Below are 8,767 nucleotides of genomic sequence, written 5' to 3'. Positions count from 1 at the left end.
GACCGAGCGTGGCCGCGTTCCCTTCGCCGATCTCGTCGCCGCACCGCACGGCATCACCGCGGACGCCACCGGCGGAACGGTCGGCCCGGCCGCCCCGGACGCGGCACATCACCGGCTGCGGCTGCTGCCCGGCGATGTCGCCGCCGAACTGCGCACGGCGCTGGCCGATCCGGTAGCGCCGGAGGGTTTTCCGCTGCGCCTAACCGTGCGTCGCATCCGGGAGGCGGTCAACTCCACCGGCACCGGGGTGCCCGGGCTGGTGCCCGGCGCCGCCTCGGCAGCCGCGCTGCACCCGGACCAGCTGGCGGCCCTCGGCCTGGACGCCGGCGCGACAGCGCTAGTGCGGTCCGCGCACGGGACGCTGCGCACCGCCGTCCGCGCCGATTCCTCGGTGCCGCCGGGCGCCGTGACCATGACTCACGGCTTCGAATCCGCGGCGAAGGTCAACGAACTCACCGGCGGCGCCGGGGCACAGGCGATCAACGCCATGCCCACCCTGACGGCGGTGCCCGTCTCCGTCACCCGCGTCGAGGAGGACGACCGATGCCCTACGTGATCACCCAGAACTGCTGCAACGACGCCACCTGCGTCGCGGTCTGCCCGGTCGACTGCATCCATCCGACCCCGGACGAGCGGGCCTACCGCAACGCCGAGATGCTCTTCATCGACCCCGCCATCTGCATCGACTGCGGGGCCTGCGCCGATGTCTGCCCGGTGGACGCGATCTCGTCCGCCGACACCCTGGCGCCCGAACAGCAGGTGTACCGGGAGCTCAACGCCGAGTACTACGCCCGCGACCCGCTGCCGCGACCGGACGCCGCGCACATCCAGCCGCTGCCGCTGTTCGTCCGGACCGCAGGCGCCGCCGCGCCGCCGGTACTGCGGGTCGCGATCGTCGGCTCCGGACCGTCGGCCCACTACGCGGCCGAGGAGCTGCTGACCCGGCGGGACGTCGCGGCCGAGGTGACCATGCTGGAGCGGCTGCCGATGGCAGGCGGCCTGGTGCGCTACGGTGTCGCGCCGGATCACTGGCACACCAGGACCGTGGATCGGGTGTTCCGGCGCACCGCCCGCCGCCCGGGATTCGCCCTCCACCTCGGCGTCGAGGTCGGCCGCGACATCACGCTGGCCGAGGTGTCGGCACACCACCACGCGGTCGTGCACGCGAGCGGCGCCGCGGGCGATCGTCGGCTCGGCATCCCCGGCGAGGAACTGCCGGGCAGCCACTCCGCGCGCGAGTTCGTCGCCTGGTACAACGGCCACCCCGAACACGCGGGCCGGGAGTTCGATCTCGGGACCGACCGGGCCGTGGTCGTCGGGACCGGCAACGTCGCGCTGGATGTCGCGCGCATCCTGGTGAGCCCGCCGGAGCGGCTGCGCGGCACCGATATCGCCGACCACGCGCTCGCCGCCCTGGGCGCCTGCACCGTGCGCGAGGTGATCGTGCTGGGGCGGCGCGGGCCCGAGCACGCCGCCTGCACCACCCCCGAACTGCTGGCACTCGGCGACCTGCCCGGCATCGACGTCCTGGTGGACGGTGCGGTCGAGGCAGCGCCCGGGGCGCCGATGAAGACCAGAGTGCTGGCCGAGTACGCGCGGCGCCGACCGGCGCCGGGCAACCGGCGGATCGTGCTCCGCTTCGGCACCACGCCGGAGGCGATCACCGGCATCGCCCGCGCCGAGGCCCTCACGGTGCGCGACACCGGCACCGAGGTGCGGGAGTCGATCCCGTGCGGGCTGGTGATCCGGGCGGCCGGCTACCGCGGGCTGCCGATCCCGGGCCTGCCCTTCGATGAGCAGCGCGGCACGGTCGTCAACCGGGCCGGGCGCGTCGTGGAACCTGGTTCGGGGCAGTCGGTTCCGGGGCAGTACGTGACGGGCTGGATCAAGCGCGGCGCCACCGGCGTGATCGGCACCAACCGCCACTGCGCGGCCGAGACCGTGGCCGCCCTGGTCGAGGACCACCACGCCGGGCTGCTCCCCGCCCCGGCGGCCGGCCCCGCGGAATTCGAGGCCCTGCTGGGCGAACGCTGCCCGGACGCGCTGACCGGCGCGGACTGGCACGAGATCGATCGGCACGAACGGCAGCTCGGCGCCGCCGCGGGCAGGCCCCGGGTGAAGATCGTCGACGCCGCGCAGGCCGCGCGGATCGCCGCGCACCGGGCGCCGCGATGAACCCGCCGCCCCCTGAGCCGATCCACACCTTCTGCCGGATCTGCGAACCCGGCTGCGGACTGCTCGCCGAGGTGCGCGACGGAGCCGTGCACCGGCTGCGACCCGACCCGGATCACCCGGTACACCAAGGCTTCTGCTGCCACAAGGGCGTGCACTACCTGCAGGTCCACCGCGATCCGGACCGGCTGAATCACCCGCTGCGCCGGACGAATCCGCGCTCCGAGCCCGGCGAGTTCGCAACGGTAGGCTGGGATGCGGCGGTGCACGATATCGCGGACCGGATCCGCGCGGTGCGCGACCGGCACGGTCCCGACGCCCTCGCCGTCTACCAGGGCAACCCGTCGGCGTTCAACGGCGCCTACTACGCCAACGCGGCCCGCATCGCGCGCGGGTTCGGCACCCGCATGCGGTTCAGCGCGGGCACCCAGGACACCTCGGCGAAGTACGCGGCGAGCGAGGCGATCTACGGCAGCGCCCTGGCGCACCCGATCCCGGACCTGCTGCACACCGGCTACTTCCTCTGCCTGGGCAGCAACCCCGCCGTCTCGCACATGACGCTGCTGCACATCTCCGACCCGATGGCCAAACTGCGCGCGATCACCGCCCGCGGCGGCACGGTCCGGTTCGTGAACCCGCGGCAGATCGAGTCGGCCACGGCGGAGACCGGGGACGTGCTACTCATCCGGCCGAACGCCGATTTCTTCTTCCTGGCGGGTGTGCTGCACGAGATCGTCTTCCGGATCGGATTCGACCGCGCCGCGGTGGAATCACGCGCCCGCGGGGTAGACGACCTGCTCGCCGTGGTGCGCCGCTACCCGCCGGAGCGGGTGGCGCCGGTCACCGGGATCGGGGCCGCGGAGATCCGCCGGGTCGCCGACGAGTTCTGCGCCGCGCCGAGCGCGAGCATCTACATGGCCACCGGCGTCAACCAGGGCAGGCTGGGCGCGGCCGCGTACTGGATGCTCACCATGATCAGCCTGTTCTCCGGCAACCTCGGCCGCCGCGGCGGGAACATCTACGCCCGCGGTATCGCGGACGCGGTACTCGGCTCGAAACGGCGCCGCGCCGACCCGTTCTTCGACCACCAGGTCGGCCCGATCCGGACCGTGGCCGGTGACCTGCCCGCCGCGCTGCTCCCGGAGTTCATCGGCAACCCGGAGACGCCCATCCGCGCCCTGATCGTCGTCTCCGGCAACCCGCTGCTGTCGGTCGGCGGCGAGGACCGGCTGCGGCGCGCCTTCGCCGAGCTGGACCTGCTGGTCACCGTCGACCTGTACCGCACGCTGACCGGTGAACTGGCCGACTACCTGCTGCCCGCCACCGACTGGCTCGAGCGCGCCGACGTCAACTACCTGAGCACACTGGGCGTGGCGCTCGAACCCTACGTGCAGTACACCCCCGCGGTGGTGCCGCCGGCGGCGCAGCGGCGCGACGACTGGTGGATCCTGTCCCGGATCCAGCAGGAACTCGGCGTTCCGACCCTGCTGGACGACCCCGAACCCGACCCCTTCGCCCCGATCGAGGCCACCCTGCGCGCGGCGGGCACCGGCCTGGCCGACCTCGCCGCGCAGCCGTGCGGCACCCGCGTGCTGCCGGAGCCCGACCCCGCGCACGTCTTCGACATCGCGGTCCGCCACGACGACGGGCTGATCGACTGCTGCCCCGACCTGTTCGCCCGTTCCCTCGGCGCGATCGAGGCCGTGCACGCCGACCTCGCGGCCGCCGACCCGGACCGGCTCGAGCTCATCACCCGGCGTACCCACCACATGGTGAACAGCTGGCTGCACAATTTGCCGGTCTTCGACCGGGAGATCGACCGGGGCAACCCGCTGTGGATGCACCCCGCCGACGCCCGGCGGCGCGACCTCGTCGAGGGCGACCTGGTCACCGTGCGCAACCGGTTCGGATCGCTCGAGGCGACGCTGCGGCACGACGCCGGGCTGCGGCGCGGCGTGGTCGCGCTCTCCCATGGCTGGGGCCAGCAGGGCGCCCGCGGGCTCGGCGTCGCCCGCGACAAGGGCGGGGCGAACGCGAACGTGCTCGCCCCCACCGGCCGTGCCGGTTTCGACCCGCTCAGCAACCAATCCCAGCTCACCGGCATCACCGTCGAGGTGGCGCGCGCCGGTGCGACGACGACCGGAATTCACCGAGAGAAGAGGAAACAATGACCCGTCTGGAAGGCAAAGTCGCTTTCATCACCGGAGCCGCGCGCGGGCAGGGTCGCTCGCACGCCGTCCGGCTGGCCGAGGAAGGCGCCGCGATCATCGCCATGGACATCTGCGCCCAGATCCCGTCGGTGTTCTATCCGATGCCGACCGAAGCCGACCTCGGCGAGACCGCCGAACTGGTCGAGAAGGCCGGCGGCCGGATCGTCACCAGCGTCGGCGACGTCCGGGACCGGGCGGACGTGCAGCGAGCCTACGAGGCCGGGATCGCCGAGTTCGGGTACGTCGACATCGTCGCCGCCAACGCGGGCATCATGCCGGTGATCGAGCAGGGCAGCGAGCCGCAGGCCTGGCACGACGCGGTCGACACCATGCTCACCGGGGTCTGGCACACGCTCGAGGTGACTGTTCCCGGCATGATCGAGCGCGGTGCGGGCGGATCGATCGCGATCACCAGCTCCGCGGCCGGGCTGCGCAGCATCGGGCTCAACACCTTCCCCGGCCAGGCCGGGTACTCCGCGTCCAAGCACGGCGTGGTCGGGCTGATGCGGCTGTACTCCAAGCAGCTGGCCAAGCACTTGATCCGGGTGAACACCATTCACCCGACCGGGGTCAACACCCCGATGGTGGCGAACGCCGAGTACGGCGCGTTCATCGACGCGCATCCGGAGGTGGCGGCCGACGACGCCTACAAGAATCCGATGCCGGTCGAGCTGATCGAGGCGGTGGACGTCAGCAACGCGCTGGTGTTCCTCGCCTCCGACGAGGCCAGGTACATCACCGGCGTGACGCTGCCCGTCGACGCCGGCTACAACAACCGCTGAGCGCGGGGACGGCACGGGCGTGTGCCCGTGCCGTCCCCGGCGTCACCCGTCGGCCGTCTCGTCGAGGAACGCGAGCAGCCCGGCGGTCAGCACATCGTTGTCGTCGCCGCCGACCATGTGCCCGGCATCGTCCACTCCGACGTGCCGGGCGTGCGGGATGAGCTCGAGCAGATCACGCACGCCGTCGTCGCTCACCACATCGGAGCGCAGGCCCTGGATCAGCAGGGTGGGCACAGTGACGCGGCGCGCGGCGGACCGGGCCCGCTGTTCCCGGTCCGCGGCCCGGTCCGGGCCGTTGTCCGGGTGGCTGAGCATCCGCGGATCCCAGTGCCAGTACCAGCGGCCCTCGCGCTCGCGCAGGTTCTTGCGCAACCCGCCGGGCCGGGGCGGGTGCTGCCGGTGCGGATTGTAGGCGCTGATCGCGGCGGCCGCGGTCTCCAGCGAGTCGAAACCGGCCAGGCCGTCGCGCATGAAGGTAATTATCCGGTCGACGCCGCAGGGTTCGGCGCGCGGGGTGATGTCGACCAGCACCAGGCCGCGCACCAGGCCGGGGGCGGTGCCCTCCGCGGTCAATGCAGCGAGCCCGCCCATCGAGGCGCCGACCAGGATCGGGCGGCGGCCGAGCGCGGTGACGACCGCGGTGAGATCCCTGGCGTGCGCCTCGATCGAATAGTCACCGTCGCCCGCCCAGTCGCTGTCCCCGTGCCCGCGCGCGTCCAGGGCCAGCGCGGTCCAGCCGTGCGCGGCCAGCCGGTGCCCGGTGCGCTTCCAGGAGTGCCGGGTCTGGCCGCCACCGTGCAGGAGCAGGACGCTTCCGCGCTCCGCCGCGGGCTCGGGGTCGAACCGCTCGGCGGTCAGGGTGACGCCATCGCCGGGCAGGCGGACGACGGTACCGGTTCGGATCGGCATTCGGTGCCTCCGTTCAGTGTCCGGATGTGCCGCCGTCGACGGCGAGTGTCGAGCCGGTGACGTAACCGGAGGCCGGGGAGGCCAGGAAGAGCACCGCGGCGTCGATCTCGCGCTGGGTCGCGGTGCGGCCGAGCGAGCAGCCGCGCAGGAACTCCGCCAGTGTCTCGCGCGACATCTCCTCGATCATGTCGGTCTCGACGAACCCGGGAGCGATGGCGTTGACCCGGATGCCCTTGCGCCCGGACCACTGGTTGGACAGATCCCGGGTGAGCCCGATCAGCCCGGCCTTGCTCGAGGCGTAGGCGGCCTGCGGCAGTACCGATTTGACCAGGCCGAGCATGCTGGCCACATTGACGATGCTCGACCCGGGGCGCATCACCCGCGCGCAGGCTCGGGCCGCCCAGTACGCCCCGAACAGGTTGACCTCGACCACGGCGCGGTAGTCGGCCGGGTCTTCCCTGGTGGCGGGAGCCGTGTGGCTGACACCGGCGTTGTTGACCAGGACGTCGATCCGGCCGAACTCGCTCATCGCCGCCCGGACCAGGGCCTCGCACTCCTCCGGGTCGGTGACGTCGGTCGGGTGGGCCAGGCAGCGCCGCCCCAGCGCGGTGACCGTCGCCGCGGTCTGTTCGATCCGGTCGCGGCGGCGGCCCGCGACGACGATATCGGCGCCCGCCTCAGCCAGGGCGCGCGCGATGCCCGCGCCGAGGCCGCTGCCCGCACCGGTCACCACGGCGACGCGGCCGCCGAGCCGGAACAGGTCGAGTACCGAATCGCTCGGCGCTGTGTCGGCGGTCATCGAAGCTCCTCGTCGCTGGTCGTCGCGCACCCGCGCCGGCGCGGGCTTGCTCCTAGTTTAACTAAAGACATAAGATTTATGGTACGTCGAGTCGGGGGAAGAACGGGATGGAGGTGGACCGGATGGCGCAGCGGATGCTGGTGACCGGCAAAGAGCCGGCGGCCGAGGGTGTCGTCACGCTGACGCTGGCGCACCCGGCGGGCGAGCAGGCCCCGGCTTGGGAACCGGGGGCGCACATCGACCTGGTGCTCGGCGACATCACCCGGCAGTACTCGCTCTGCGGCGACCCGGACGACCGCGGTGCACTCCGGATCTCGGTGCTGCGTGAGCCGGACGGCCGGGGCGGCTCGGTGCACGTGCACGACAAGCTCGCCGTCGGCGACGAGATCGATGTCGTGGGACCGCGCAACAACTTCGCCCTCGTCACCGCCCCGTCCTACCTGTTCGTCGCCGGCGGCATCGGCATCACGCCACTGCTGCCGATGCTGCGGCAGGTGCACCGCGACGGCAGGCCCTGGCGGCTGCTCTACGGCGGCCGCTCCCGGGCGAGCATGGCCTTCGCGGACGAGCTGGCCGGGCAGTATCCCGACCGGGTCGCCCTGCGACCGCAGGACGAATACGGCCTGCTCGATCTGCGCGCCGCACTGGACGCCACCGACAGCGGCGCCGCGGTGTACTGCTGTGGGCCGGAACCGCTGCTCGCGGCGATCGAGGACGAATGCCGCGGCCGCGCCGCGCTGGAACTGCACGTCGAGCGCTTCGCGCCGAAGCCGGTCGAGGCCGGGCCCGCTGGTGCGTTCGAGGTGGAGCTGGCACGCAGCGGCACTGTCGTGCGGGTCGGTGAGTCGGAGTCCGTTCTGGATGCGGTGCAGCGTGGCGGCGCGGACGTCGACTTCTCCTGTCGCGAGGGCACCTGCGGCACCTGCGAGGTCGCCGTTCTCGGCGGCAGCCCCGAGCACCGGGATTCGGTGCTGACCGAGGATGAGCAGGCTGCGAACGACGTCATGATGATCTGCGTCTCCCGCAGCCGCACCCCGCGGCTGGTGCTCGATCTCTGATTCTTCGTCCCGAATCTCCAGGAGGCACTGTGTCCCCATCCGAGCCCGCGGCGCTGTACGAGGTCCGCGATCACGTCGCGCTCGTCACGCTGAACCGGCCCGACGCCCTGAACGCTGTGAACGCGGCGCTCTCGGCCGCCGCGGGCGCGGCGCTCGAGCGCGCGGCCGCCGATCCGGAGGTGCGGGCGGTGATCATCACCGGCGCGGGGCGGGCGTTCTGCGCCGGCGCCGACCTGAAGGAGATCGCGGCGGGCAACAACATCTACGACCCCGAGCACCGGGATCGCGATTTCGCCGGCATCGTCCGGTACCGGATCCCGAAGCCCGTGATCGCCGCCGTCAACGGTTTCGCCCTGGGCGGTGGCACGGAAATCGTGCTCGCCGCCGACCTCGCGGTCATCGACGAGGGCGCCTCGCTCGGGCTGCCCGAGGTCCGGCGCGGGCTGATCGCGGCCGCGGGCGGGCTGCTCCGGATCCACCGGCAGGTCCCGGCCAAGGTGGCGGCGGAGATCGCGCTCACCGGGGCGCCGATCTCCGCGGTCCGCGCCTACGATCTGGGGCTGGTCAACCGGGTCGCGCCCGCGGGCACCGCGCAGGCGGTGGCGTTCGAACTCGCTGCGACGATCGCGGCCAACGCCCCGCTGGCCGTCCAGCAGAGCAAGGCCGTGCTACAGGACAGCGCGGTCGGGCAGATCGGCTGGTCCGCCGAGGAATGGGCGGTCAACCGGGCCGCCGCCCGGATCGTCATGACGAGCGCGGACGCCAAGGAGGGCCCGCTCGCCTTCGCTGAGAAGCGCCCGCCGCGCTGGACCGGACGCTGAGCCGGGAGGGATAGGG

The 8,767-nt window shown here is 72.7% G+C and carries 8 protein-coding genes; 6 read left to right on the top strand and 2 right to left on the bottom strand.

Annotated elements, in window-relative coordinates; all coding sequences use genetic code 11:
- From HOV91_RS22910 to HOV91_RS22895, 4 genes are all read left to right on the top strand, one after another.
- Positions 1–556: molybdopterin dinucleotide binding domain-containing protein (locus HOV91_RS22910; RefSeq protein ID WP_281370926.1), on the top strand; the 556-nt coding region annotated here is incomplete at its 5' end.
- Complete coding sequence (locus tag HOV91_RS22905) at positions 544–2,175, top strand: FAD-dependent oxidoreductase (RefSeq protein WP_174187473.1); 1,632 nt, start codon at positions 544–546, stop codon at positions 2,173–2,175. The genes HOV91_RS22910 and HOV91_RS22905, both read left to right, overlap by 13 nt.
- Positions 2,172–4,343: a molybdopterin-containing oxidoreductase family protein gene (locus tag HOV91_RS22900; protein ID WP_174187472.1), complete on the top strand. Its 2,172-nt coding sequence runs from the start codon at positions 2,172–2,174 to the stop codon at positions 4,341–4,343. Before HOV91_RS22905 ends, HOV91_RS22900 begins: the two co-directional genes overlap by 4 nt.
- Positions 4,340–5,164 (top strand): mycofactocin-coupled SDR family oxidoreductase, encoded by an 825-nt coding sequence (locus tag HOV91_RS22895; RefSeq protein ID WP_174187471.1) that lies wholly within the window; start codon positions 4,340–4,342, stop codon positions 5,162–5,164. Before HOV91_RS22900 ends, HOV91_RS22895 begins: the two co-directional genes overlap by 4 nt.
- A 42-nt stretch (positions 5,165–5,206) precedes the next feature.
- Here HOV91_RS22895 and HOV91_RS22890 read toward each other — a convergent pair whose 3' ends face one another.
- Together HOV91_RS22890 and HOV91_RS22885 are read right to left on the bottom strand one after the other, a co-directional pair.
- A complete protein-coding gene (locus tag HOV91_RS22890) occupies positions 5,207–6,073 on the bottom strand; it encodes an alpha/beta fold hydrolase (RefSeq protein WP_174187470.1) in 867 nt (288 codons plus the stop codon).
- A gap of 13 nt (positions 6,074–6,086) precedes the next feature.
- Entirely contained in the window at positions 6,087–6,872 is a 786-nt protein-coding gene (locus HOV91_RS22885) for an SDR family NAD(P)-dependent oxidoreductase (protein ID WP_174187469.1), read from the bottom strand.
- Between the two features lie 107 nt (positions 6,873–6,979).
- Here HOV91_RS22885 and HOV91_RS22880 point away from each other — a divergent pair, with 107 nt between their 5' ends.
- Together HOV91_RS22880 and HOV91_RS22875 are read left to right on the top strand one after the other, a co-directional pair.
- Positions 6,980–7,930, top strand: coding sequence for a PDR/VanB family oxidoreductase (locus tag HOV91_RS22880; protein WP_246350583.1), 951 nt, complete (start codon positions 6,980–6,982; stop codon positions 7,928–7,930).
- Positions 7,931–7,959: 29 nt separating this feature from the next.
- The gene (locus HOV91_RS22875; protein ID WP_174187468.1) at positions 7,960–8,751 is read left to right on the top strand and encodes an enoyl-CoA hydratase-related protein; all 792 of its coding nucleotides are present in this window, start codon (positions 7,960–7,962) and stop codon (positions 8,749–8,751) included.
- The last annotated feature ends 16 nt before the right edge of the window (positions 8,752–8,767 follow it).

Source organism: Nocardia barduliensis, assembly GCF_013315795.1.
Taxonomy (GTDB): Bacteria; Actinomycetota; Actinomycetes; order Mycobacteriales; family Mycobacteriaceae; genus Nocardia; species Nocardia barduliensis.
Note: the sequence above shows the minus strand (reverse complement) of the source record. Positions and strands in the feature narration are given on the sequence as shown.

Coding starts and splice junctions, on each gene's coding strand:
- HOV91_RS22880 (WP_246350583.1), top strand. CDS start 6,980: ATGGAGGTGGACCGGATGGCGCAGCGGATGCTGGTGACCGGCAAAGAG.
- HOV91_RS22905 (WP_174187473.1), top strand. CDS start 544: ATGCCCTACGTGATCACCCAGAACTGCTGCAACGACGCCACCTGCGTC.
- HOV91_RS22885 (WP_174187469.1), bottom strand. CDS start 6,872: ATGACCGCCGACACAGCGCCGAGCGATTCGGTACTCGACCTGTTCCGG.
- HOV91_RS22900 (WP_174187472.1), top strand. CDS start 2,172: ATGAACCCGCCGCCCCCTGAGCCGATCCACACCTTCTGCCGGATCTGC.
- HOV91_RS22895 (WP_174187471.1), top strand. CDS start 4,340: ATGACCCGTCTGGAAGGCAAAGTCGCTTTCATCACCGGAGCCGCGCGC.
- HOV91_RS22890 (WP_174187470.1), bottom strand. CDS start 6,073: ATGCCGATCCGAACCGGTACCGTCGTCCGCCTGCCCGGCGATGGCGTC.